Source organism: Collinsella sp. AM44-11 (genome assembly GCF_003467145.1).
Lineage (GTDB): Bacteria > Actinomycetota > Coriobacteriia > Coriobacteriales > Coriobacteriaceae > Collinsella.
In genome coordinates, this window is sequence record NZ_QSFE01000006.1 from 24684 (window position 1) to 49397 (window position 24714).

Below are 24714 nucleotides of genomic sequence, written 5' to 3' on the forward strand. Positions count from 1 at the left end.
CCCATGGGCGTCGTCGATCCCTTTTCTGTTGCTCGGGCCGCGGGGCTTGAGCTGATCGGGAAGCCCGAGGGCCTCACGCTCACCGACGATGCGATGGAGCTGCGTGCCGATTTTGCCCGTATGCTCCCACGGCTCAAGCAGGGTCGTCTGCAGCAAGAGCTGTTGGTGAAGGCTGCACGCACAAAAGGTATCGAGAACCCCTGGGCGATTGACGCCACGGCAGGCTTTGGCGAGGATTCGCTGCTGTTGGCCGCTGTGGGCTTTACCGTCGATTTGTATGAACAGGATTGCGTGATCGCGGCGCTCCTTCAGGATGCCCTGGATCGCGCGGCAGATGATCCGGCGCTTGCGGCTGCCGTGGCGCGCATGCACTTACATGCGGGCGAGGACAGTGTTGCCGGCCTTCGCCATGCGGCTGAGCTGGTCGAGCGTGGTGAGCTCGCGGCTCCCGATGTGGTGTATCTGGATCCCATGTTTCCCGAGCGCACCAAGAGTGCGGCGGTCAAAAAGAAGTTCCAACTCCTGCACCATTTGGAGCAGCCGTGCGCCGATGAGGAGACGCTGGTTAAAGCTGCGCTTGCAGTGCGGCCGCGCAAGGTTGTTATCAAGCGGCCGGTGAAGGGGCCGCTGCTTGCCGGCGTTAAGCCGAGCTATCAGCTTGCGGGCAAGGCTGTCCGCTACGATGTCTTGGTGCCGCCGCGCCCGTAGCCTGCGTGCGATGGCCGGCGATGTGTCGGTGCCGTGCCGCTGCGTGAGCGTCGCGCCGATGCGGCGCCTATTTCCAAGGGTGCGACGTCAGGTGCCACCCGCCGCAGTATTCACATTTGTAGCAGGCCAAGCCACGTCGTCCACGGTTTTCGCAGTCGGCCATAACGGCCTCGGCCTCGGCGCGTGTGTCGTAACGGTTTTTGCGCTCGCACGACTTGTAGCGCCAGGCCTCATCGCGCTCGGCATCCAGGGCGTCGCGGCGCTCGTCCTCGCGCGCAAACAGGTCGCTTATTTCGCCGCCGGTGGCAGCGCCCAAAAACTCGCTTTTGGCCTTTGACCAGGCGGCTCGCTTTTTGCTTCCCATCTGCTTCGTGCCCTTTCCAAACGCTGGTATCATTGCTCAATCAAAGTGATACCAATAAACGTGAGGTCGCCGCGCGATGATCAGAAAAACCCTCGAGACCGACATTCCCGCCGTCATGGCTATCTATGACGCCGCCCGCGCCTTTATGCGCGCGCATGGCAACGCCACACAGTGGCCCGAGGGCACGCCTTCGGCCGAGCAGCTGGCTGCCGATATCGCCGCCGGTGGCAGCTATGTGTGCGAAGTCGACGGTCGCGCGGTGGCGACGTTTGCCTTTTTGCCGGGCCCGGACGAGTGCTATGACGTCATCGAGGACGGTCAGTGGCGTAGCGACACTCCGTACGCCGTACTGCACCGCGTGGCGTCCGACGGCACCGTGCACGGTATCGCGGCCGCGATGTTTGCCTTTGCCAAGGCGCGCGCTGACCACCTGCGTATCGACACGCACGCGGACAATCTGCCTATGCAGGGCGCGAGCATGAAAGCGGGGTTCGAGCGCGCCGGCGTTGTGTATGTGTCGGACGGCACGTTGCGTGTTGCGTTCGACTGGCTGCGCGAGGCATAAGAGCGAGGACGCGTATCAACAATCCATGTACATGAAAATGGCCCCGGGTGGGGCCATTTTTGGCCGCTGCGCTGTTAGGGGAGGTGCCGGCTTTCGTAAGGCGCGAACCTACGAAAATCGCCGCGCGGCAACGCGGGGCGATGAGCTCGGTCGGGGGATAGGGCCCGCTTCGCCCGCCGGCCCGTAAATTGTATCATCCAGTGTGGAACGAGAATGCCCGTCGCCGTGCGCGACGGGCTTGCAATAAGAGGAGAGCCATGTCGAAGCAAGCGGTCGTTGGAATCTTGGCGCATGTCGATGCCGGCAAGACTACGCTGGCCGAGGCTATGCTGTTCAACGCAGGTCGCATTCGCAAGCGCGGCCGTGTGGACGACGGCGACTCGCACCTGGATACCAACGCTATCGAACGCGAGCGCGGCATCACGATTTTCTCGTCGCAGGCCGTGCTCGACCACGGAGATGCCCACGTCATGCTTGTGGACGCCCCCGGTCACGTGGATTTTTCGGCTGAGGCAGAGCGCACATTGCGCGCGCTCGACTACGCGATTTTGGTTGTGGGCGCCAACGACGGCGTGCAGGGACACACCGAAACCCTGTGGCGCCTGCTCGCGCGCTATGACATCCCGACGTTCATCTTTATCAACAAAATCGATCTGGAGAATCCCGGCCGCGATGTTTTGCTGGCACAACTTGGGCAGCGTCTTTCCGAGGGCTGCCTCGATGCGAACGAACTGCTGGCGGGCGGCGCCGCTTGGGAGGACGCTGCCGCGTTGGACGAGGCAGCCCTCGAGGAGTTTCTTGAGACGGGTGAGCTTTCCATCGCAACGCTGTCGCGCATGGTTGTCGAGCGCAGGCTCTTTCCCTGCTTTGCCGGCTCGGCGCTCAAGGACCAGGGCGTGGGCGAGCTGCTGGATGGCATGTGCACGCTGATGCGTGAACAGGCGTGGGCCCCGGAGTTCGCCGCGCGCGTCTATCGCGTCAGCCGAGGTGTTCGTGGCGAGCGCTTGGCTTGGGTTAAAGTGACCGGTGGCACACTGCATGCCAAACAGATGATTGACGGACGTTCCGGCGCCGAGGCATGGGAGCAAAAGGTCGATCAGGTGCGCATCTATAACGGAGAGAAGTACGAGCTTGCCCAGGAAGTTGCCGCTGGCGGTATTTGTGCCGTGACGGGTCTTGCGCACGTTCGCCCGGGGGATGCCTTGGGTGCGGAGCCCGGGTGCGATGCGCCCGTCATTGCGCCGGTCCTCACCTATACGGTGCTACCGGGCGAACACGATGTCCACGCGGTGTTCAAAGCGCTGACCGAGTTGGCAGACGAAGACCCCATGCTCGGCGTAAGCTGGAATACGCATCTTGAGCAGATCCATTTGCAGTTGATGGGCGCCGTGCAGCTCGAGGTCGTGCAGCTGGTATTGGCCGATCGCTTTGGCCTTTCGATTGGGTTTGAGCCCGGCGGCATTCTCTATAAGGAGACTATCTCGCAGCCGGTCGAGGGTGTGGGCCATTTTGAACCGCTGCGTCATTACGCCGAGGTGCACCTGCGCCTGGAGCCGCTGCCGGCGGGCTCAGGCGTGCAATTTGGTACCGCTACCTCGACTGACGAGCTCGATCTGAACTGGCAGCGCCTGGTGCTCACCAACGCCATGGAGCGCGATCACCTGGGCGTGTTGACCGGCTCGCCCATCACCGATGTGCGCATTACGCTCACGGGCGGCCGTGCGCATGCCAAGCACACTGAGGGCGGTGACTTTCGTCAGGCCACGTACCGCGCGATTCGCCAGGGTTTGATGCGGGCACGCGAGGCGGGTGCGGCGGTACTGTTGGAGCCGTGGTACCACTTTGAGCTCGAGGTGCCGGGGGAGTGCGTGGGCAGGGCGCTCTCGGACGTCACGCGCATGGGCGCCGAGTACGAGCCGCCGGCGATGGCGGGTGACCGGGCGAAGCTCGTGGGTCGCGTACCGGCATCCGAGGTACAGGATTATGCGCTGGAGGTGGCTGCCTACACGAGCGGCCGCGGGCATTTGTACCTTGAGTTTGCCGGTTATGCGGCTTGCCATGATGCCGAGCGCGTCATCGAGGCGGCCGCCTATGAGCCCGAGGCCGATCTGCCCAACACGCCCGACTCGGTCTTTTGCGCCCACGGCGCCGGCTACACGGTCAAATGGTACGACGTACCCGCCGCGGCGCACGTAAAGATCGATCCCACCACCTTCCGCCCCTGGCGAGCAGCAGACGCCGAGTTTTTCGGCCATAGGTGATAGAAGGGCGGCCTCTTTGTCACCTGCTGTTGGTATAACTCGGTATAAGTTGGTATAACTATAGGCAGCGTTTGCCAATCCGAGGAGGCCGACATGAATCCAAATCCCTTTAAGCCAACGGCTGGTAAGCGGCCTCCGATACTCATCGGTCGCGAGTCGGTCATCGAAGATTTTGAGGAGGGGCTCGATAACGGTGCCGGAGCGCCGGGCATACTCATGCTCATTACAGGAAACCGCGGCTGTGGCAAAACAGTTCTCCTGCGGGAGCTGCAACGTCTGGCCAGTGAGCGCGGATGGGCGGTTGTCTCCGATTCCGCTTCGCTTGGTTTATGCGACCGCTTGGCCGACGCACTCCGCTCGAATAAGCCCGTTGTGACGTCAATGGAGTTTGGCCCATCGTTTGGACGGATGTCGGTTGAGGCGGCGCGGGCAAAAGGCGAGACGTTGCGAGGGCTGGTCAACGAACGTCTCAAGAAACTCGGCCCAAGCAAGGGTATTCTGTTTGCGATTGACGAGGCTCAATCGGCGTCTATTGAGGAGCTGGCGGCCCTCGCCGTTCTTTATCAGCAGGTGCTGGGAGATCAGGATGCTACGGGCTTGCCCGATGGCGACCAGCGTGGTCTTGCGCTGGTCTTTGCCGGCTTGCCCAGCATGGTTGACGATCTGCTCGAAGAGCCGAGCGTGACGTTTTTGCGGCGCGCCCAGCAGCGTACGTTGGGGGCGATTTCTTTGCCCCGGGTGCGCGATTCATATATCCAGACGGTCGAATGTGCTGGTCTTTGCATTGATGCGGGGACGGCGGACCTTGCGGCGCACAAGAGCATGGGACATCCCTATATGGTTCAGCTGGTGGGATATTACATGTGGCGGTCTGCTGTCCGGCGTGGCTCGCAGGTCATTGAAGGGTGCGATGTCGAGGTTGGTCATGCGGATGCCGTCTCTGAGTTCTACGAAGCGGTTGACGCGCCTCTGTATTACGGGCTGCGCACCCCACAGCGCCTCTTTATCGAGGCTATGGCGGTTGACGAGGGCAAGCTGACGCGCATGGCGGATATCATTGAGCGCTGCGACCGCACCCAGAGCTGGGCGAGTAAATATCGCGCAAGCTTAATTCGCGAGCGCGTCATCGAGGCCGCCGGATACGGTCTCGTCCGGTTTAGCGTGCCTATGCTGGGCAAGTACATTCGCGATCGTGTTTTATGGCACGAGTGATGTGACAAAGGGACTGTCCCTTTGTCACATTCCTTTGTCACATTCGATTAACAGGAAGGGGAGCGATGACGGTGTCGCAACAACCAAGTGCTATCGAGGTGCGCGGTGCGCGCGTCCATAACCTCAAAGACATCGATATCGATATTCCGCTGGGAAAGCTCGTGGGTATTGCCGGCGTCTCGGGCTCGGGCAAGAGCTCGCTGGCGTTGGGGGTGCTCTATGCCGAGGGCTCGCGTCGTTACCTGGAGGCGCTCAGCACCTATACCCGCCGTCGGCTGACGCAGGCAGAGCACGCTCAGGTGGACGAGGTGCTGCACGTGCCGGCGGCACTCGCATTGCATCAGCGCCCCAGTGTACCGGGCGTGCGCTCGACTTTTGGCACCATGACCGAGCTCAACAACAGTCTGCGTCTGCTCTTTAGCCGCTGCGCCCATCACGTGTGCCCGCATTGCGGGGCGCGTGTGGAGCCGAGCCTTAACGTGGCCGCGGGCCTGTCGCTCGCGTGTCAGACATGCGGGCGCGAGTTCTATGCGCCGGGTGCCGAGGACCTTGCCTTTAACAGTGGCGGCGCGTGCCCTACCTGCGGCGGTACCGGCGTTATGCGCGAAGTGGACGAGGCGAGCCTGGTGCCCGACGAGTCAAAGACCATCGACGAGGGCGCGGTGCTTCCCTGGGGCACGCTCATGTGGGATCTGATGAAACAGGTGGCCGGCGAGATGGGCGTGCGCACCGACGTGCCGTTTAACCAGCTCACGCCCCAAGAGCGCGATATCGTGTTCCATGGCCCGGCGGTTAAGAAGCACATTCTCTACGTTCCCAAAAACGGCGAGGGCGCCACGCCGCTCGACTTTACCTATTACAACGCCGTCTATACTGTCGAGAATGCGCTCGCCAAGGTTAAGGACGATAAGGGGCTCAAGCGCGTTGCACGCTTTTTGCGCGAAGGACCGTGTCGTGACTGCGGCGGTACGCGTCTTGCCGAGGCCGCGCGCCAGCCCCAGGTGCGCGGCATCAATCTGGCGCAGGCGGCGGCCATGACGCTGGGCGAGGCGATTGAGTGGGTGCGTGGGGTGCCCGCATCCTTGCCGACCGAGATGCGGCCCATGGCCGGGGACATCTGCGATTCGTTTTTGAGCACGGCCCGTCGCCTGATCGACCTGGGTCTCGACTACCTTTCGCTCGACCGCGCCGGTGCCACGCTGTCGACGGGCGAGCGCCAGCGCGTGCAGCTTGCCCGCGTGGTGCGCAACCGATCGACGGGCGTGCTGTATGTGCTGGACGAGCCTTCGATCGGCTTGCATCCTGCCAATGTCGACGGTCTGGTGGGCGTGATGCGCGATCTGGTGGTCGACGGCAATACCGTGGTTGTCGTCGACCACGACACGCGCGTGCTGGCAGAAGCCGACTATCTGGTCGAGATGGGCCCCGTTGCGGGAGCAGGCGGCGGCCATGTAATCGCCGCCGGTACGGTAGACGAGGTCGAACAATCGCAGGGCAGCCGCATCGCGCCGTTCTTGCGCTCGGACCCCAAGCGTCTGCGCCCGCAGGTGGCTGACGACGAAATGTTCGACCTAGGCCATATCCGCATGGCGACCGATGCCATCCATACCGTCAAACCACTCGAAGTCGATATCCCGCGCGGCCGCCTTGTCGCGGTGACGGGTGTTTCGGGTTCGGGCAAGACGACACTGGTGCTCGAGACGCTCATCCCGGCGCTCAAGGCACAGGCGGCCGGCGAGCGCCTGCCAAGGCACGTGCGTTGGGTCGATGCCGAGGGCATCGCGCGCGCCAACCTGATTGACGCCACGCCCATCGGCGCCAACGTACGCTCGACGGTAGCGACCTATGCCGACATCCATGATGAGCTGCGCCGCGCCTTCGCCCGTACGCCCGAGGCCAAGGCGGCGGGGTATAAGGCGGGTGCCTTTAGCTACAACACCGGTGCCTTGCGATGCCCCACGTGCGATGGCACGGGCTCGATATCGCTTGACGTGCAGTTTTTGCCCGATGTCGAGATTGTCTGTCCTGCATGTCGCGGCTCGCGTTATGCAGACGCAGCCTCGCATATTCATCGCGAGGGCAAGGACGGCAGTCTGCTCACGTTGCCGCAGCTCATGGACATGAGTGTGGACGAGGCCCTCGATGCCACACTGGGACTCAAGAAAGTTCAGACGCGTCTGCAGACCCTGCACGACCTGGGGCTGGGCTATCTCACACTCGGCGAGCCCACGCCGGCGCTCTCGGGCGGCGAGGCGCAGCGACTTAAGCTTGCGAGCGAGATGGGCCGCGTGCAGGACGATGCCGTATTCGTGTTCGACGAGCCCACCATCGGCCTGCATCCGCTCGATGTTCAGGTACTGCTGAGCGTGTTTGACGGCCTTGTTGCCAAGGGCGCCACGGTCATCGTGATCGAACACGACCTCGACCTTATCCGTAACGCCGATTACGTAATCGACATGGGCCCGGGCGGCGGTGACGCAGGCGGGCAAATCGTGTGCACCGGCACGCCGGATGACACTGCGGCCTGCTCCGCAAGCGTCACTGGCCGCTACCTCTAGCAGAATGTGACAAAGGGACAGTCCCTTTGTCACATGCCGGCAAGGCCTGTCAGCATCACGCTTTTCTTTTCTAGCCAATTCTAGTTAAAAGCAGTTAATTACCGTTAAAAGCTAGCATGTTGTCGACGTAGCACTTGAACAGCTTGTGCCTGAGGACCAAAATGACTTCAGCCCATTCGCGAAATTTGCACGCCCTATAGTGAGTGGGCTCTCGCTTGAGCCGATGCTGCCAAGAGGCGGCCGATAGGGGCAATTATGGACAATCGAATCTTTGGGTATGCGCGTGTCTCTTCCGCGGACCAGAACTTGGATTGTCAGTTAGACGCACTGGGAAGGTTTCCCGTTCAACAGGGTCAGATTTACGCTGACAAGGCAAGCGGTAAGAACTTTAGACGTCCCCAGTACCAGCGTCTTCTTCGCAGGTTGCGCGAGGGTGACGTTCTCGTGATCAAAAGTATCGACCGATTGGGTCGCGATTATCGTGAAGTCCTCGATGAATGGCGACGCATCACGGTGGATAGGCGTGCTGCCATCGTGGTGCTTGATATGCCGTTACTCGATACGCGCGAGCAACCCGATGGCATCACGGGAACGTTCATGGCGGATCTGGTCCTTCAAATCTTGAGCTACGTGGCGCAGCTGGAGCGCGAGAACATCAAGCAGCGCCAGGCAGAGGGTATCGCGTCGGCGCGCCTGCGTGGCGTGAGATTTGGGAGGCCGGCGCTCGAACGTCCGGATGGCTATAACGATGTCATCAAATCATTTGAAGGGGGTGAAGTTACGAGGCGAGAGGCCGCAACGCTCCTGAACGTCAGCGCATCGACGTTCGATCGTTGGAGACGGGCGGACACGAACTGATATGACCGTTCGCCGTCTGTCCGTCCTCTTTAACTAGACATTTTGAAGAGGGGAGTTTATCGCACAGAGCCCACTCCTTCCCTCGATGTTTATCCAGTTCACGCCCTGGAACCAAATAGTGCCACCGCGTTGCCAATTCGTCTGCTTTTTGACGAGGGGTTATGAGCTGTAACGTCAATCGAAGGGAAATAGCCATGAAACGAAATGCTACTAAAAAGCAGCCCATGATGGGCTTGCTTGTTCTGCTCATCTGTTCTCTGGGGTTCATTTCGGCCTGTTCACAGAATGATGCAAACGCTGCAAAGTCGAAATATGTCGACGATAAGGCAATGAATGTTATCGCCGCCGGGTTTGAGAGAAGGTCCGACGTCATTGAATCTAATGCAAACGATGATGATCCTCATTCAATCGAGAATATCCAGGAAGCTATTGAGGCTGAAATCAAGAACGACAAGGAACTCAAGAACGCTAGGTTTAAAGATTCCAAGATGCAACAGGACGTAATCACGTATCTGAATCTGCTTGATGACCAGCTTAAGGTTACCGAGGACTACTCGCAATCGTCTGCGGATTATTACGAAGAGTGGAATAAAGTCTACGATAAGCGGTCTGCGCAACTCAAGAAGCTTGTTGATAATTACGGGCTGGAAGTAGGGGAAAAATATAAGGATGATTTCAACGACTTAATTAAGAATGGAAAGTCCGTAGCAGAGAAGACCCGCTATGAGGATGCCATCAACAGTTTGATTCAAGGAGCAAATTTCGAAAAATCGGATGACGGTTACGGTCTGTATACGTATACGGCGGTAGTTGAGAACACCTCTGGTATATCGTTCTCTAACGTCAGCCTGACACTTGCTCTCTATGATGCAGATGACATCAAAGCGGAGGAGACCTATGCGGACACCTCTTCGTGGGCGCCGGGTGAGAAAGTCAAGTTCGAGGCAATGTCCGATGTTGACGCTGCGCGCGTTGTCGCATCTGTTTCCAGCTACGATGTAAATAAATAAGTTCTGCACGGAAGGGGCGGGTTAATCGGCAATGAATGGTTGACCTGCCCGTTTTATGCCAATTATTGAACAACAAGTGCTGCGAACGAATGAGTATATTTCGGATTGCAAACAACTGCCCTCGTTTAAAGACATGCTGAAAACGACAATTTAGGCATGAGGTATAACCTACGGCAGTTTCTTAAATAGCAGGGATTTTGAAAGGAATAGGGGATGGATGAGTTGGAGGAAGGCATGGGGGCGCTGAAAGCGAAACTCGGGAGAATTCTGACGAAACCCAAGGTATTCATCGCGGGCTTGGCGCTTGGCGGGCTGATTGTAGCTGTACTTTTTATTAGCATCTTTAATAACGGCAAAGCTGCGGGTGCAAAAGAAGCGACCCCCAATACGCTCTCCCCGTCGGTTGTGTTTGAACGTATTGCTTCCCAGAATGAGATGGTTTCTGCATCGCAGAACTATACGATTGTCGATAAGGTGACAGATACCAAGAGGTTCTTCGATTGGTTTGATATCCCGTTTACAGAAAACAGTTTTTGGTATCGCTATGTTGGAACCATTAAGGCGGGCGTGAATCTCGAGACGGCAGAGATACATACAAACAAGAAGAAGCTGACCATTACGATGGATGAGCCTTACGTAATTTCAAACACGCCGGATATGAAGAAATCGGGCGCTCTCGAGGAGCGCAACAACATCCTCAATCCCATTGAGGTCAAAGACGTCACGGCGTTTGAAGCGCAGTGTAAGGAGCGGAGTGAAAGCGAGGCCATCAAGGATGGCGACCTGCTCGAAGAGGCACGGGTGAACGCCGAAGCAAATATCCGCGCGATGTTCAACTCGGCATTTGGCGATGAATATACGGTTGATTTCGACTATCGGAAATAGGAGGTCACAATGGAGGATAAAGACGATCTGGCTGTTGTCGAAAGGGAGGAGCCGCCGCGACATAAGCAGAGTTTTGATATCCGTAAGGCCGCTGCCGGGTTGGTTGATGGCGCCGGAAGCGCGATGGCGGGCGCGGTTGCAACCGTACAGAAAGTTGCCGATGGTGCAATGCGTGCTGCAACTCCGCTGGTCGATGACGCCTTGGCAGCTATTGCTGATGCGGCCGATGGTGCGGCAGGTACTGCTGCGGATATCGGTGACGCGGTCAACGATTGGGCATACCAGCAGCAGCTTAATAGATACAGGCCGGTAACCAAGGAGACCTATCAGAGTCCTTCATTCCATTTGCCGAACATGATTCGAATTGTTGACGGAAATGAGCGTCGGGGCATCGACGCCTGTAGAGATGCTATTGGTTGGCTGGATACTGTTAAGGGCACGCAGATTTTCAATCTGTACCGCGAGGCAATCGGGGATAGCGAATTGTCTTTCTATCCTAAACCATCTCTTTACTCCACATATTACATAGATGCTTTTGATCGGTCTCGCTTTGTTGACCTTGACTCTTATTTCGCAACCATGCAACAAGACAAGATGGCCGAGTTGAGACGGATTGCGTTCATGCTTGGCGCGAAGCGCTGCAAGCTGGAGGTGACGGAGTACGAGGAAACTCGGCGAGGCCGCCAGGTTAAGGGAAATGCCAAGGCGGGAAAGAGGGGCTCGGTTCGAATCGACGGTTCCTTGAGCGATTCAACGAGAAGTGAGAAGAAAATTCTGTTTACACAGGAATTTGAGGGCGACATGGTTCCACAGCGCCCTGAGCTCCATTGGTATGCCCATGACTCAGATGTTCTCTTGTTAATTGAGACGAGATGTGGTGGAGAGGATAAAAACAAGGCGAAGAGCTATCGGGTCGAATTGAAAAGTGAAACGACCATGACCATGTCTGTATCACTTGCTATGGCTATCGACGAGGCATGCAGCAAACTGAACATAAGGGCGAATTCGAGCCTGACAAGCCAAGCTAAGCGAGAGCTCCGGCAATCGTTTGTATTTGAAGTTGAATTCTGATGTGTGGGGACCATTTGCTGCGGGGTTCCTGTCCTTTACGGGGTGGAAGCGTATAAACCCATACGGTGCAACTCAGTAAAAGCTAGTAATATACTGGCAATTTTTCTAGTTAAAAGCGTTTAAAACCGGTTAATTCCATTTAAATTAGTAGTTGCGATATGTGACAAAGGGGCTGTCCCTTTGTCACATTCCTGGAAAGCCTGTTTGGCGCAGGGCTTCGTAGAGGACGATGGCGGCGCTGTTGGAGAGGTTGAGTGCGCTGATGCGGTAGTCGTCCGGATTGACGAAGTTGCCGCAGATGTCCTGTTGAAGGATGGCCTCGTGGCTGTCCTCGGTATGCCCGAGCGATTCCTCGTGGGCTTCCCAAACCTCGGCGTTATCGAGCGAGTCGCAATCGCGCAGCATAGGGATGCGCTCGCAGCGCTCAGGCGCCGCGGCGAGCAGCTCTTCGGGAATCCCCGAGCTCTCGCTGCCAAAGACCAGATAGTCACCGTCGCGGTAGGTGCTTTGCGCATAGGTTCGGCGCGCCTTTTTGGTCAGCAGGTGCAGGCGCTCGTTGGCGGGGGAGAGACCGTTGCGTGCAAGGAAATCTTTCCAGCCGGCATATGTCGTCACGTCCAAGTTTTGCCAGTAGCCCAGACCGGCGCGACGCACCGTCTTGTCGTCGAGCGAAAAGCCCAGCGGCTCCACCAGGTGCAAGCGGGTACCGGTGACCACGCAGGTACGGCCGATATTGCCCGTATTGGCCGGAATCTCGGGCGCGTACAGCACGATATTGAACATGAATCTCCTTGGCTCAGAATGAAAAACCACCACGAAGGGGACAGGCACCTTCGTGGTGGTTTGGCGGTTACGTGGGCAGAAAACGCCCGCTTCGATAGCCTAGGCGCGGTGCCAGTCGGTCAGGCAGGCATCGAGGGCGGCGATGAGCGCGTCCTTGTCCATGTGACGGCCGATGATGCACAGGCTCGTCATGCGGTCGCCCGTCTCGTCGTCCCAAATCTGCATGATCTCGGGGTTCTCGTCGATAATCTTCTGCTTTTCGCCCTCGGGCGCAGAATCGACAAACAGACCGTTCTCCATCAGGCGCATCTGGTGGCCGGCCTGCTCAAACATGTAGCACATGTCCGGATCGCCGGTCTGCCACAGCGGACCCTTGACGCGAATGACCTCATCGGGCCACTCCTGCTCAACAAAATCGGTGAACTTCTGCAGGTCGAACGGCTTGCGGCGCGAGTACACAAAGGTCTCGATGTCGTACTCGAGCACCTCGGGGTCGTCGTGCTCCTCGGGATGCTCCATGGCCTCGATCCAGGCGGCGGAGTTGTAGGCGCGCATAAAGTCGAAGCGGTCGGTGTCGAGCAGCTCCTCCATGGGGACCTCGCCGTTTTGGGCCTCGATAATCACGGCGTCCTTCTGCAGGCTGCGCACAATGGCCTTAAGCTCTGCGATTTGCTCGGGGGTGACGGTGTCAGTCTTATTAAGAATCAGCGTGGAGCAAAACTCGATCTGCTGGATGAGCAGGCTCTCGATGTCGTCCTCGTCGATATCCTCGGCTAGCAGATCGCGACCGCCGTTGAACTCGTCGTACATGCGGGCGCAGTCGACCACGGCCACGATGTTGTCGAGCGCGAGCTTGGGCTCGCCGCCCACCTTGGCCTCGTCGCAGAAGCTCGAGATGGTGTAGGCGATGGGGATAGGCTCGCAAATACCCGAGGCCTCGATGATGATGTAGTCGAACTTGCCCGAATCGGCGATGCCCTGCAGCTGGTTGGCCAGGTCGTCCGAAAGCGTGCAGCAGATGCAGCCGTTGGTGAGCGGGATGAGGTCGTCGGTCTCGGAAAGGCCGCCGTCGGCGATAAGGCTGGCGTCGACGTTGATCTCGCCGATATCGTTGACGATCACGGCGGCGCGGATGCCGCCGTCGTTGGCGAGGATGTGGTTGAGCAGCGTGGTCTTGCCGGCACCGAGGTAGCCGGTAAGCATGATGATCTTCACGGGTTTGTTGGGCATGTGCCCTCCTTTGTTAGACATGGCTTACAGTTGAATCTTATGCCAAACGCCAGCTCTTATACCCACGCGCCGACAAATAACACAGGCTACTCCCAGGCTCCCCACACATCGGGACAATAGCCGACGGTGGCCTTCTTACCGTTGCGCACGATGGGCTCGGCCAGAACCTGCTGGTTCTCGAGCAGTTTATCGAAGCGTTGGCTGGGGGTGAGGTGCTGGATGAGTGCGAGCGTCTCCTCGTCCTTGGCTTTGGGGTTGAGCAGCTTGTCGATGCCGCCAACCGCCTGCATCACGCTCGTGAGCTCGCCCTTGCTCATCTCCTTTTCCTTAAGGTCAATAAACTGCACCTTAATGCGGCGCTCCTTAAAAAAACGCTGGGCCTTCTTGGTATCGAAGGACTTCTTAGTCCCGAAAATTTGAATATTCATATCTATGTTCCGCCGTTCTACCTGATGAAGTTGGTCCTAGCGCGATCGGCCTGGGGCGCTTCGATGCCGGCGGACTTTCCCGCCTCGATGCAACGCAGCAGCCAGGCCATGTTTTTGCCGATGTTTCGCATGGTGGCAAGGCCTTCGGCGTCCTGGGCGGCCTCGCCCGGCATGGCACCAAAGACGTTGTTCCAGTAGGTGGATGCCACCACGGGCATCTGGTTGATGGTGAAGTACTTGTTGAGCACGTCGAAGGTGGTCGACGTGCCACCGCGGCGGGCAACGGCGACAGCGGCGCCCGGCTTGTGCGCAAAGGCCTTGCTGCCAGCATAGAATGCACGGTCGAGGGCAGAGAGGATACGTCCGCTGGGGTGCGCGTAGTAGACGGGCGAACCAAAGACAAAGCCGTCTGCCTGCTCGGCGGCGGCAATCAACTCGTTGACCATGTCGTCGTCAAAGGTGCAGCGGCAATCGAGTTTGCCGCACTGGCCGCAACCGATGCAATCGCGAATGGGCTTAGCGCTTAGCTGAAACACCTCGGTATCGATACCCTCGGCGTTGAGCTGCTCGACGCCCTCGGCGAGTGCGCGGGCGGTGTTGCCGTTTGCCTTGGGGCTGCCATTGACCAAAAGAACCTTCATCACAAACTCCCTCTGCTGTCGGTGACTTCTGCGGAGGATTATCGCACGAGCGGGCAGATGGCGTGGGGCGCGATTCCAGCGGCCGCCCATCATGCGCCCCGTCTCGATTGGTAGCTTCATCCGAGTGTTTCTCGGGGCCGGGAAGCCGGCCCCGAGGGCCAACGGCGGGCGCGCTCACCAGGTACGAGAGGGACACGGTCCAGAGGATGTTGGGGCGCGGGGCCTCATGCAAGCCGATTGTGAGGAGCCTGGGAAGGTCGCCTTCGATGGCGAACTCTGAGGTCTTAGAAGGCGGGCTGCTGTGCGGCTTGAGGAATGACCTCGGCGGGCAGGAAGTGGCAGCGTGGCAGAATTGGCAGTTCGACAAATACGGAGATCGAGAACTCCGCAGAGGTTTCCCCGGAGGCCAATTGCTTTTCACGCTGCCGTCGCTTGCGGGTGTTTTCAAGCGGGTGAAGCTGGCGGGTCGTCGACTCCTTCATGTCCCGCACGATGTAGTTCATAGTGCGGTAAAGTTGCATGCACAGTTTTATCGCGCAGATGAATTCATGATAGGTGAATCTGATCTGTGCCCCCGTCCTGCGGTATGTGACGTAGTCCGGCCTCGCCTCGTTTATATTTCGACCTTAAGGCGAGTGTCGCATGGTTAAAACGTATTGGGAATACGTTTGTAAAAGAGCAAGCCAAAGGGTACAAATTCTCCGATTTCTTTCATATCGTCCTTTTTCTAAAAACAGATAAAGATGAGGCGAAAGATTGTCCTATAATAAAAAGAACAAATTGAGTTTTAGGGTGGGCTTATATAACGGTTTTCATGATTGGGGAATCTGCCATCTACTTTAGGTCCGAGGAAGCCGTCAATGTCTTTAATATGTAGGACTCAAACTTACAGCTTTTGAATCCATTACATATCCATTACAAATAATTAGAAATAAACGAGAATTGCTAGGTTCATAATTGCAATTAAGTATTTCGTAAGCACGAAAGAGAGCGGATTCTATATGAATTATCTTAGCTCGGCCTCAGTTGATGTGACCTATCGATGCAATTTGCGATGTCGGCATTGTTTTGATTTCGGCGGGGAATGTGCCTATGAGGAAATGAATGATGACGAACTGATCAGCGTTTTTCGACAGCTTGCCTTGATTGATCTTTCGTCGATTTGCATTTGTGGCGGAGAGCCCATTCTTAGGTTTGATTTGATTCGTCGCGCCGTGAGGTTAGTTAAGGAGCTTAATCGAGGCACTCTCGTGTCAATGGTCAGCAATGGCATTCTTTGGACAGAAGAAATTGCTGACGCCCTAAAAAGAGATGGACTGGATTTAGTGCAGTTTAGCCTCGATGGGCTTTCAGATGCGTCTTATGACCATGTGAGGTTGAGTAACGGTAAGCTCCATCGAGTACTGGATGCGATTAAGATCGCACGAAGACACGGAATAAGGGTCGCAGTTGCTTCTCTTCCCCATGCTATGAATATAAGGGAATACCCTTCAATAATTAGTTTTTGTGAAAAAGAAGGTGTGAGTGATTTTAGAGCACAGCCTTTGATGCCGCTCGGACGAGGTGAGCTGAATTATAAGGATCTGTGCCTAACGCCCGAGCAAAATGATGCGCTTGCTGCATATTTGAGCGCGCGCAATGCTGTTTCTCAAATGCAGATTACCTGGGGTGACCCCGTAGATCATTTGTATATGTATAGGGAGACAGGGAGAATTCCGCAAATATGCGTCAATGCGTATGGGGAGCTCTCGGTGTCTCCTTACCTGCCGATTACCATTTGGAATCTAAATCGAAATACTCTGCAGGACTATATTGATCTCGAAATAGATAGATATGCGTTACGGCACCCAATTGTCGAGAAGTGCCTAGCTCGTATAGAGGAGCTCTCGGACTTCACAAGTATCCAACAGGGGCTTCCTGTTCTTTTCAAAGAAAGGAACATAGATATATCTCAAGAATTGGAGGATGCTGCACGTGTGCACGGGGGTAAGTTGCGTAAAAGCAGTCAGGGCTAAAGAGAGCGACTGCAAAGAGGTTTTGTCTTTTGTTTATAGAGCCAATGAAAGCATGGATCAATATGTCGTGCTTGACCCATTCTCAACTATACAAAATGGAAAGATGAGAGGACGTCTAATTAGGCAGACTCTATTTGATGGGCGTTATCAGGTTTGCCTGATCAGGGCTGATTCCATCGAACCTTGCGGAATGCTGATTACGGCTAAGGGCGCTGCACTAAGAGGCAGGTCTAGCAGTTTGGTTTTATTTATATTGGAAAGGGGGATTCAAATTGCGGAGTTGCGCTGGGAAGGTTCGGAAACGCCATGTCGAGTAGCCGCTATCACTAAGGATGGCTGCGAATCTGGGCTCGAGCAGTTTGGGTTTAAATGGTCGGTGGCGGTAGAACTTGCGAACGGAAGCATGAATTACTATTTCCTAGAGGTAGGGTAAGGAAATATGAAGAAAAGAGAGATGCTGGGTGCTGTTCCGAGAATGCGGTATGCCGTACGCGTAAGGCACACTCAGACCGGTAGCGTTTTGACCGCGAACAGCTACTATATTCGTCTCAATGAAGATGCACTCGCTATCGTTAATTTGATAGATGGAGGGCGGTGCATTGAAGATATCGCTAACGAAATTTGCACCAATAAGAAGTTGTCCGGCAGCGATAGGTCAATCGTTGCCGATAAAGTTCTAAATACAATTTTGAAAATATGGAAAACAGGCTTATTTCTCGAGGGCGATTTAGACGATCTTGCACCTAGGTTTCTGTATCAGCGTAACAATATCATGTATATTCCCTACTACGCGAAAACCGCTTCACTGAGATGTTCGTATCTGTCTCCGATTGTTGATGGGTCTATAGTTCAAACGGTCAATGACATCTCGGATAACTTCGGCTCATCATCAGTTGTATTGGAGCTTCAGGACAACCAGCAAGAGTGTATGACGCAAATTGCTTTTGTAAGAACGATTGTTGAAGATGCCTACTTCCTATATTCAATATTTGGCGCAATTCCAAACTTGCAGCAATGGCAGGGAATTCGAGACTACATGTCGGTCCTTGAGCTTGTTTTTAAGAGCGAAACGACTCAAGAGGATTTGAAAAGTGATGGAATGCGAGATCTGAATTACCTGATCTATTCGGTGAGCGAAACAGATCGGTGTCTTTTGCCGCCCACTCTCTTGAAGGGAGTGATACCTAATGAGTTAATGGAAGGTGATATGGAGATTAGAGAATTGCAGATTGATCTGTAGTTTTGGAGACTATTGCCAAGTTAGAAAGAAGGTAAAAAATGGATTTTGATCCGCGGGTTGGTCCAGTTAACTTAAATGGTGGCAGTCAAGATCCGGAGCCAGCGGTGGGAGTTGCTATATTCCCGGCTGCAGTTTGGGCAGTTGCAGTTTATGACATCGTAGTTGGTGTTAACTACGGTGCAGTCGTTAATGCTGCTGCAGCGGCTATGGTTTATACGAAGGCGGTTGCTATCGAGTAATTCACACTTGGTTTGATTCGATTGTGAATGCGCAACTAGGACGGAAAGCAAAGGAAGTTCTATGGAAACAGGGGATGCTGTCTGCTTGATGACTTCGATTGCCCTGATTATCCTTTCAATCCAATACAGAAGAGGAAGATGGCTCTGCTCAATTGCTGGATATGATGTCACAAAAAGGGAGAGCGGGATTGATATACGCCCTTACGCAAAGTTGATTTCTTCTGTGACGTTATGGATGGGGCTGCTGTTTTTTTTGTTGGCGGTAGAGGACTGGGTACGCGATTGGAATACCAGTGTTTTTGAAGTTTTGGTTCTACTTCTGTTCAGCTTGGCCTCTTTGTCGTTCGTGCGGCTAGTTAGGTTTGTGTTTATGAGACGATAGCCAGCGGAAGCGGGATGGACGACAAAATGGACCAATACAGTCAATTGTCAAAAGAATTTGATAGGGTTGGCTTAACAGATTTACTCGAGGGCATATCCGTGGCGGGGGATAGGTTTTATGTTGTTGAGCGCTTATTTGCATCGGGTAAAGTAAACCAAGAATATCGAGGACTAGTGAGGCTTCTGTATCTTGGAGAGCCTGTAGCGCAAGCTGAAATGAAGCCATTTGTTGAGCTGATTAAACTATTAGTGGACGCTGGCATCGTTGTTTTAGAGGACGGGATTGTCCACTCAACGGGTCTGGTTTTAAATCGATATAGAGGTGTCTGGATTGTCGCGGATGCTCCACGGCCAAACCCTAAAAGATATTTCGGTCCAGATTCATTAGGACTTGCCAGGCGGCTGTCTCCTCAGCTCGGGAAGAAGGGGCTTGATTTGTGTGCGGGCTCTGGGATTCAGTCGCTGATCATGGCAGCGGGTGGCATGTCGGTTACATCGGTGGAGATAAACGCCGAAACTTGTGCAACTAACATGCTTAATTCCAAGTTGAATGGGCTGGACGGTGCGATAAAAACGGTTCAAGGAAATTTGTATGAGAAGCTCGAACCTGATAGTAAATACGACTATATTGTTGCAAATCCTCCGCTGGTCCCCATTCCCAATGGACTTGAATATCCTTTTGTCGGAGATGGGGGATTTGATGGATGCCGAGTTAGCAACGAGATTATCGAAAAGCTCCCAGATTATTTAAGCGATGATGGTACCGCGTTGATGGTGGGAATGATGGCTTGTGCTGATAAGGACAGTCTGGATGCAGTCTCAATAGTGCAAGACATAATGAGCAGCGAGTTGTCGGGAACGATGTCTTTGCTGGGATATGACGAGGTCTATCCATGCTCTTCGTTTGTTGAGGGTGTTGCATGGAGTGCGTATTTGGCTAATCCAACAAGGTGGACATCAGTAGATGAGGCAATTGATGATGTTTACGAACTCTATCGAAATGACCATACTGCAGGCGTTTATTACTATGTGTTACGGCTGCGAAAGGACAGTTCTCTGGATAGAGGGTTGAATATAATTGACAACTCAAATAAAAGGCCCTGTTCAGAGGCGTGGTTGATATAATGATGCATTTCAAATGGCGGAGAGACGAGTGCGCGTTGTTCTGGCATGTGGTCAAAACAACGATGTCATGCCACGGTGCAAAGATGCTGATGGTCATGGTTCTGGTGAGCTATGCTCTGACATCACTGTCGCCGTATTTGAACGGACAGTTTGTTGATATGCTCGTTTACGGTCAGGACATGCATTCAATTTACATTTTAGCCTTTGCTATAGCATTATTGGGGATCATTTCGGCGGCCTTCTCTTACTTTGCAAAGATGCTCCAGACGTCAGTCCTGAACCTCTCGTATTTCAGTTTTTTAAAAGAAATCGTATCAGACTTTCAACATTTGCCACTTACGGACATAGAGTCGACTTCCCCGTTGTACTCTGCTCAGAAAATAAACTCGGACACCTCTTCAATAACATCGTTTGTTGTCATAAACATGATTCCATTGTTTATGAATGCGATTACAATGATCGCGGTTTTTCTGCTAATCGCTTCTCTCGATTTATCGATATGCACCGTCGGCATAACGCTTCTTGGGGCGTATTGCATTATGGTGCTTATGCTTCAACCCTCACTGCTTGCCGCTTCATTTCAAAAGAAAGAGGAAGATGGGTTCCTGTTCAGCTCCATAGCATCACGTATCGCACGGACGTTCGAGATTAAGCTGCTAGCCGGTTATGACAGCAGCTTCGAACATGTAGAAAAACAGTTTGATGTTGCGTACTATCCTTCAGTTCTCGCACTCGCGAAAGTACAAAGTATAGTTAGTTCTAGCGATCGTATGGCGGCGGCAGGATTTCAAGCCGTTTTGTTGCTGGTTTCGGGAGCAAGAATAGCCACAGGAGCTATGACAATTGGGGAATTTACCATGATAAATTCTTATTATTCCCTATTGATGAGCTGTGGCAAGTACTATATCGGCGTCTTTCAGTCTTTGCAGGAAACGAGGGCATCAATAGCTAGGCTGAATGAAATAAAGGCGCGAAAACGGGATTACCGAAATTGCCTTGCGGTTAATAATGTGGGCCGCATACAGGTCCTAGATTTAGACTTCAGTTTAATTCGCGATGAAGAGCTGGTTGATATAACTTGCGGGGCGAATCTTCAATTTGACGTGGGCAGAACGTATGTAATTACAGGTCCTAATGGTGTTGGAAAAAGCACACTATTAAAGCTGCTTCTGGGTTTTTACGAGCACGCAAATGACAATATCGAGTACGATTGCACAAAGTTGACCGCTATCAATCTTGACCGAGTTAGGTCGGAGTGTTTCTCTGCTATGCAGCAAACGGCTTTCGTCCCCGGTGACACAGTTGAAGACTATTTGCATGAATACGGCATCAGCTATGAGTTAATGGCGTCGTTTCTCAAGGAATGCGGTTTCGAACCAATTGATAAAATAAGATGGGAAAAATGTTCTAATCTATCTGGAGGAGAGCTGCAAAGGTTGCGTTTGGCTATGGCGTTATGCCGAAAAGCGGATTTTGTAATTCTCGATGAGCCGACCAATGATCTTGACGGATCGGCATGTGGCTGCCTGATAGAGTACATTAAACAAAATAAGCGAGGTCAGGCCTTTTTGATCGTTTCGCATGATTCTAGATTGCTCGATGTCGCCGATCATATTTTGGTAATGAGCGGTGAGGGGGCTATTGAATTAGCCAAATAATGGATTCCTGGTTGTGCTGGAATGATATTGGGGCGTATATTTGGTTGCTTTTTAAGGCGGGCATAATAATCGGGTGATCAACTCTTTCTCGTTCCATATGAATTTAGCGCCTCCCGAACGAACGTAATGGGCGGCTCCGGAACCCCCGCTGTCCTGGCCTAGGGGAAACGGAATAGACGGACCGACCGTTCGACTTTGCCTGGGAAAAGATGTCGGGCGGTGGGCGGAGTATGGCCACCGGACTCATCGAAACGCATCTGCGCCATTCTTTCAACTGGGAAAACGGTGCCCCGGGCCCCGGGAGGGACTGCGGGGACGTTCGGCTAACTGCGGGTACGACCTATTTGCCCAATGTGTTCGGTTGAGATCGAAAATTAACCATCATGCGCCCCATAACGCTAGTCCAGCTTGGTGCCCGGTACCTGCGGCGCCTCTTTAATCAGCGCATTGAGTTCGTTCAAAATGGAAACGGGCTGTCGGTCGACGGCGTCCAGATGAAGCGTCGCCACGCGAAGGGGCGGCTGATATTCAAATGAGCCAAGGAGCACGGGCGATCCCAAGAACCGTTCGATTTCGTCTGCAACCGCGTCGGTCTCTTCGGGATCAAGCTCGTCAAAGAGCGCCACGAACATCGGTCCGGTCGAGCGGAACAGACGACCCTTGCCGCGCGAGCAATCCATGAGGCAGGCGGCGCTTTCTGCCAAAACGCGGTCGCCTGCATCAAAGCCAAAGCGGGCATTGACCTGTGCGATTTCGTCGATTTTAATGGCGATCAAGCCCGCGTTTCGTGCCACGCGACGCATCTCGCCAATGGCGTTGACCAGGGCGTGGATATCGCCCAGACCGGTCACGGAATCGGTCGTATCTGCCAAGCTTCGGTTGGTGACAATGCCCACATACATGTTGGGCTCGGTATCGGTGCCGTCCAGGCGGTAACCCGTGCAGTCGCAAAGCGCGTATTTTCCGGCGGTATTCATGACGCGATACTGCATGCAGTGGAAGTGCCACGTGCCGTTTACCACCATATCGAGCTCGGCACGTACGTTGTCGCGGTCCTCGGGGTGAACACGGGCAAGCCATATATCGAGCGAGTTGTAGGGATGCTGGGAGGGTAGGTCAAAATCGCGCACGGCATTAACCGACCATTGCGATTCGCCGGTGTCGAGGTTAATGATGAACGGATAGCGTGTCTCGGAGCTCATGGAGATCGCTTGGAACACTCGGTCGTTGCAGGGGGGTGTTCCTATAGTTTTGTCAACTGGGAAATGCTCTCCGTGCGACCGAATCGCGGCATGCTGACGCCAAGCCATTAGGCCGGTGGGCTTCAGTCTGCTCGGTGCGTTTCGGCTAGGCTGCGTAAGGCACCCTGTCTCGCATGACCGCGTAGATGACCTTCAGTCTCTTTCGCGCCAGCGCCTTGAGCGCCTTGCCGTGCGACATGCCCCGCTCCCGGCACCTGGTGTAGTAGTCGCCCCATCTCCCCTCTGTCCGGGTAAGGCAGTTACATGAGAATATGAGCAGGTTCTTCAGCCTCTTGTTGCCTTGGCGCGATGCCGTCACCGAGGAGATCGAGGTTCCCGACTGGCGGTTGCGCGGCGCCAGGCCGCAGTACGACGCGAGCCTGTCGTGACTGGGGAAGTCTTCGATGTCGATGGAGATCGCAAGCTCGGAAGCGGTTTTGGGCCCGATGCCCGGCACCGTCAGGAGGCATCGGTAGGTATCGTCGCCCTCGAGCAGGGCGGAGATCTCCGCCGTGATCGCCTCGATCTCCGCCGAGTTCTCGGATATCCTGCGCGCGAGCAGTTTCACCGCCCGGTCCTCGGCGGCGACGACCGACGCATCCGGCCTTGTCGAGGAGGTTGTCGAGCGGACGAGGGCCTCGATCTTACCGCGCGCCGCCCCACGCGTGAGCGCCGCCGCCCTGCGGGGCCCGGCGTCGGCTACCGACCAGGCCCCGCCGAGGGATGCCATGAGCCTCAGCTGGGGCCCGTCGGACAGGTCGACCAGTGCCTCGAAGGCGGGGCACGATTCCAGCAGGATGCTGCGCAGCCGGTTCTTATTCCTAGTGTTCTCGCAGGTCAGGAAGTTCCTCTGGGCGGCCAGCGCCCTCGCCGCCGCAATCGTCGGACCCGGGTCTCCGACCGGCAGGAGCGCGTCGGGGATGCCAAGCGCCGTCTTCGCGATGACCATCGCGTCTCGCTCGTCGGTCTTGGCGTCGCCGGCGAAGAGCCTGGCGGCCCCGTGCGCCGCGAGTCCCGGCAGGTACGCCGCCGACATCCCGGCCGCCCTGGCGCGGGCGAGCGCGAGGGCGCCTATGTTGCGCGACTGGTCGACGACCACGAGCGCATCGGGGAAGCGGCCGAACAGCGAGTCCAGGTCGTCCTCCCTGTTCGCGACGGGGGTGCTCAACAGCACCTCGCCATCTCGAGTCGCGACGCATGCCCAGTGGGACGATTTCCCGACATCGAGCCCGATGACGGCTTCCGGCATTCTAATTGGTGCCACGGTGGTATCCTCCAATCGGTAGGCCGATCGGAACCCCTCCCCGCGACACCCACATTACCTGGCCGTGGCGCTTGCGCCCGGCAGTTTCCTATCAGTCGTCCGGAGCGGCGAGCGCCCCCGGTGGCAACACCCCCCGGGCCCTCTACGGGGCAGGGGCAGACGGCCATCCGGAGGCGCCCGATCGGCGGCCCCTCGGGGCTTGCCCGTATCGTAGGCAATGCGCCGAATGCTCGCCATCGAAATTTATCGATGGCCTATTTCAGACTGTAATGGGTTGTTCGGTGATCGGGCGTTGCAGCGCATCGCCTTCTTCCGGTTGTTGCACACGGTACATGAGCTTGTAGCGATACATTTTGCGGTCGGCGTCCTTTGTCATCTGGCGACGCGTATCGCCTGCAAGTGGGTCGACGCGCGAGCAGCCAAAGCTAAAGCTGGCGATCATGGGCGCCTTGCCGTCCGATGTTGCCTCGATAAGATTGGCACGCGTCCGCTCCAGGCGCTGCTCGAGCTCGGCTTCGTCTGTCGTGGGGGATATAAGTACAAATTCGTCTCCACCGATACGGAACAGCAACTCATCGTGCTCCATTGTCTCGGTGAGTGCGCGGCAGATGCTCAGAATGTAGCGATTGCCCTCGGCGTGGCCAAACTTATCGTTGCAATGCTTAAGGCGGTCGATATCGATATAGGCGCAGGTGAAGGGGGTGCCTTTGCGCCAGAGCTGATCGACATGGCGGTCGAGTCCGCCACGGTTGCCAAGATTGGTGAGCGAGTCGATATAGGCGCCGTGCTCAAGCAGCTCGCGTTCTTGTTGCAGGATGGCGAGCGTTTTCTGCAGTTGCTCACCGATGGCACGCAACTCCGGGGGCAGCGCGGCAACATCGAGCTCGGTGGTTGAGGCCCCGTTCGCAAGTCGCTGAAGATGAGCGATGATTGATTGCTCGCCCAGGCGATACGACTCGTTCATGATGGATGACCTC

At 55.6% G+C, this 24714-nt stretch carries 24 protein-coding genes; 15 read left to right on the forward strand and 9 right to left on the reverse strand.

Annotation, left to right across the window (positions count from 1 at the left end; genetic code table 11):
• Positions 1-3: 3 nt before the first annotated feature.
• Positions 4-708 (forward strand): class I SAM-dependent methyltransferase, encoded by a 705-nt coding sequence (locus DW943_RS05145; RefSeq protein ID WP_117862365.1) that lies wholly within the window; start codon positions 4-6, stop codon positions 706-708.
• A gap of 67 nt (positions 709-775) precedes the next feature.
• Here the strand turns inward: DW943_RS05145 and DW943_RS05150 are convergent, their stop codons facing one another.
• Entirely contained in the window at positions 776-1072 is a 297-nt protein-coding gene (locus DW943_RS05150; protein WP_117862366.1) for a hypothetical protein, read from the reverse strand.
• Between the two features lie 76 nt (positions 1073-1148).
• On the opposite strand from DW943_RS05150, the gene DW943_RS05155 reads away from it, so the two are divergent.
• The 8 genes from DW943_RS05155 (at position 1149) to DW943_RS05190 (ending at position 11492) form a co-directional block, all read left to right on the forward strand.
• The gene (locus tag DW943_RS05155) at positions 1149-1637 is read left to right on the forward strand and encodes an N-acetyltransferase (RefSeq protein WP_117862367.1); all 489 of its coding nucleotides are present in this window, start codon (positions 1149-1151) and stop codon (positions 1635-1637) included.
• Between the two features lie 257 nt (positions 1638-1894).
• Positions 1895-3898 carry a translation factor GTPase family protein gene (locus DW943_RS05160; protein ID WP_117862368.1) on the forward strand — a complete coding sequence of 668 codons (2004 nt, stop codon included), beginning with the start codon at positions 1895-1897 and terminating at the stop codon, positions 3896-3898.
• Between the two features lie 93 nt (positions 3899-3991).
• Positions 3992-5110: an ATP-binding protein gene (locus tag DW943_RS05165; protein ID WP_117862369.1), complete on the forward strand. Its 1119-nt coding sequence runs from the start codon at positions 3992-3994 to the stop codon at positions 5108-5110.
• A gap of 65 nt (positions 5111-5175) precedes the next feature.
• Entirely contained in the window at positions 5176-7668 is a 2493-nt protein-coding gene (locus DW943_RS05170) for an excinuclease ABC subunit UvrA (RefSeq protein WP_117862370.1), read from the forward strand.
• A gap of 255 nt (positions 7669-7923) precedes the next feature.
• Positions 7924-8526: a recombinase family protein gene (locus DW943_RS05175; protein WP_117862371.1), complete on the forward strand. Its 603-nt coding sequence runs from the start codon at positions 7924-7926 to the stop codon at positions 8524-8526.
• 161 nt (positions 8527-8687) lie between these two features.
• Complete coding sequence (locus DW943_RS05180) at positions 8688-9536, forward strand: FxLYD domain-containing protein (RefSeq protein ID WP_233543603.1); 849 nt, start codon at positions 8688-8690, stop codon at positions 9534-9536.
• Between the two features lie 213 nt (positions 9537-9749).
• On the forward strand, positions 9750-10421 hold the full coding sequence (locus DW943_RS05185) for a DUF4230 domain-containing protein (protein ID WP_117862373.1): 672 nt from the start codon (positions 9750-9752) through the stop codon (positions 10419-10421).
• A 9-nt stretch (positions 10422-10430) separates the two neighbouring features.
• Positions 10431-11492, forward strand: coding sequence for a hypothetical protein (locus DW943_RS05190; protein WP_117862374.1), 1062 nt, complete (start codon positions 10431-10433; stop codon positions 11490-11492).
• Between the two features lie 183 nt (positions 11493-11675).
• On the opposite strand, the gene DW943_RS05195 is transcribed toward DW943_RS05190, so the two are convergent.
• From DW943_RS05195 to DW943_RS10355, 5 genes are all read right to left on the reverse strand, one after another.
• Positions 11676-12275 carry a tRNA (cytidine(34)-2'-O)-methyltransferase gene (locus tag DW943_RS05195; protein ID WP_117862375.1) on the reverse strand — a complete coding sequence of 200 codons (600 nt, stop codon included), beginning with the start codon at positions 12273-12275 and terminating at the stop codon, positions 11676-11678.
• Positions 12276-12374: 99 nt separating this feature from the next.
• Complete coding sequence (locus tag DW943_RS05200) at positions 12375-13505, reverse strand: GTP-binding protein (RefSeq protein WP_117862376.1); 1131 nt, start codon at positions 13503-13505, stop codon at positions 12375-12377.
• Between the two features lie 86 nt (positions 13506-13591).
• On the reverse strand, positions 13592-13933 hold the full coding sequence (locus DW943_RS05205) for an arsenate reductase family protein (RefSeq protein ID WP_117746163.1): 342 nt from the start codon (positions 13931-13933) through the stop codon (positions 13592-13594).
• A gap of 17 nt (positions 13934-13950) precedes the next feature.
• Complete coding sequence (locus DW943_RS05210) at positions 13951-14574, reverse strand: flavodoxin family protein (RefSeq protein WP_117862377.1); 624 nt, start codon at positions 14572-14574, stop codon at positions 13951-13953.
• Between the two features lie 284 nt (positions 14575-14858).
• Positions 14859-15077, reverse strand: coding sequence for a hypothetical protein (locus DW943_RS10355; protein WP_147348625.1), 219 nt, complete (start codon positions 15075-15077; stop codon positions 14859-14861).
• Between the two features lie 498 nt (positions 15078-15575).
• Here DW943_RS10355 and DW943_RS05225 point away from each other — a divergent pair, with 498 nt between their 5' ends.
• From DW943_RS05225 to DW943_RS05250, 6 genes are all read left to right on the forward strand, one after another.
• A complete protein-coding gene (locus DW943_RS05225; protein WP_117862380.1) occupies positions 15576-16589 on the forward strand; it encodes a radical SAM protein in 1014 nt (337 codons plus the stop codon).
• 439 nt (positions 16590-17028) lie between these two features.
• Entirely contained in the window at positions 17029-17829 is an 801-nt protein-coding gene (locus DW943_RS05235) for a PqqD family protein (RefSeq protein ID WP_117862382.1), read from the forward strand.
• Positions 17830-17867: 38 nt separating this feature from the next.
• Positions 17868-18068: a hypothetical protein gene (locus DW943_RS10360; RefSeq protein ID WP_147348626.1), complete on the forward strand. Its 201-nt coding sequence runs from the start codon at positions 17868-17870 to the stop codon at positions 18066-18068.
• A 61-nt stretch (positions 18069-18129) separates the two neighbouring features.
• Positions 18130-18450 carry a hypothetical protein gene (locus DW943_RS10465; protein ID WP_117862383.1) on the forward strand — a complete coding sequence of 107 codons (321 nt, stop codon included), beginning with the start codon at positions 18130-18132 and terminating at the stop codon, positions 18448-18450.
• A gap of 14 nt (positions 18451-18464) precedes the next feature.
• The gene (locus DW943_RS05245) at positions 18465-19574 is read left to right on the forward strand and encodes a methyltransferase (RefSeq protein ID WP_117862384.1); all 1110 of its coding nucleotides are present in this window, start codon (positions 18465-18467) and stop codon (positions 19572-19574) included.
• An 83-nt stretch (positions 19575-19657) separates the two neighbouring features.
• On the forward strand, positions 19658-21232 hold the full coding sequence (locus tag DW943_RS05250; RefSeq protein ID WP_158566097.1) for an ABC transporter ATP-binding protein: 1575 nt from the start codon (positions 19658-19660) through the stop codon (positions 21230-21232).
• 398 nt (positions 21233-21630) lie between these two features.
• Here the strand turns inward: DW943_RS05250 and DW943_RS05255 are convergent, their stop codons facing one another.
• From DW943_RS05255 to DW943_RS05265, 3 genes are all read right to left on the reverse strand, one after another.
• Positions 21631-22434 carry a diguanylate cyclase domain-containing protein gene (locus DW943_RS05255; RefSeq protein ID WP_117655635.1) on the reverse strand — a complete coding sequence of 268 codons (804 nt, stop codon included), beginning with the start codon at positions 22432-22434 and terminating at the stop codon, positions 21631-21633.
• A gap of 145 nt (positions 22435-22579) precedes the next feature.
• Positions 22580-23737 (reverse strand): IS110 family transposase, encoded by a 1158-nt coding sequence (locus DW943_RS05260; protein ID WP_231500848.1) that lies wholly within the window; start codon positions 23735-23737, stop codon positions 22580-22582.
• 259 nt (positions 23738-23996) lie between these two features.
• On the reverse strand, positions 23997-24701 hold the full coding sequence (locus DW943_RS05265) for a GGDEF domain-containing protein (RefSeq protein WP_117862387.1): 705 nt from the start codon (positions 24699-24701) through the stop codon (positions 23997-23999).
• Positions 24702-24714 lie beyond the last annotated feature (13 nt).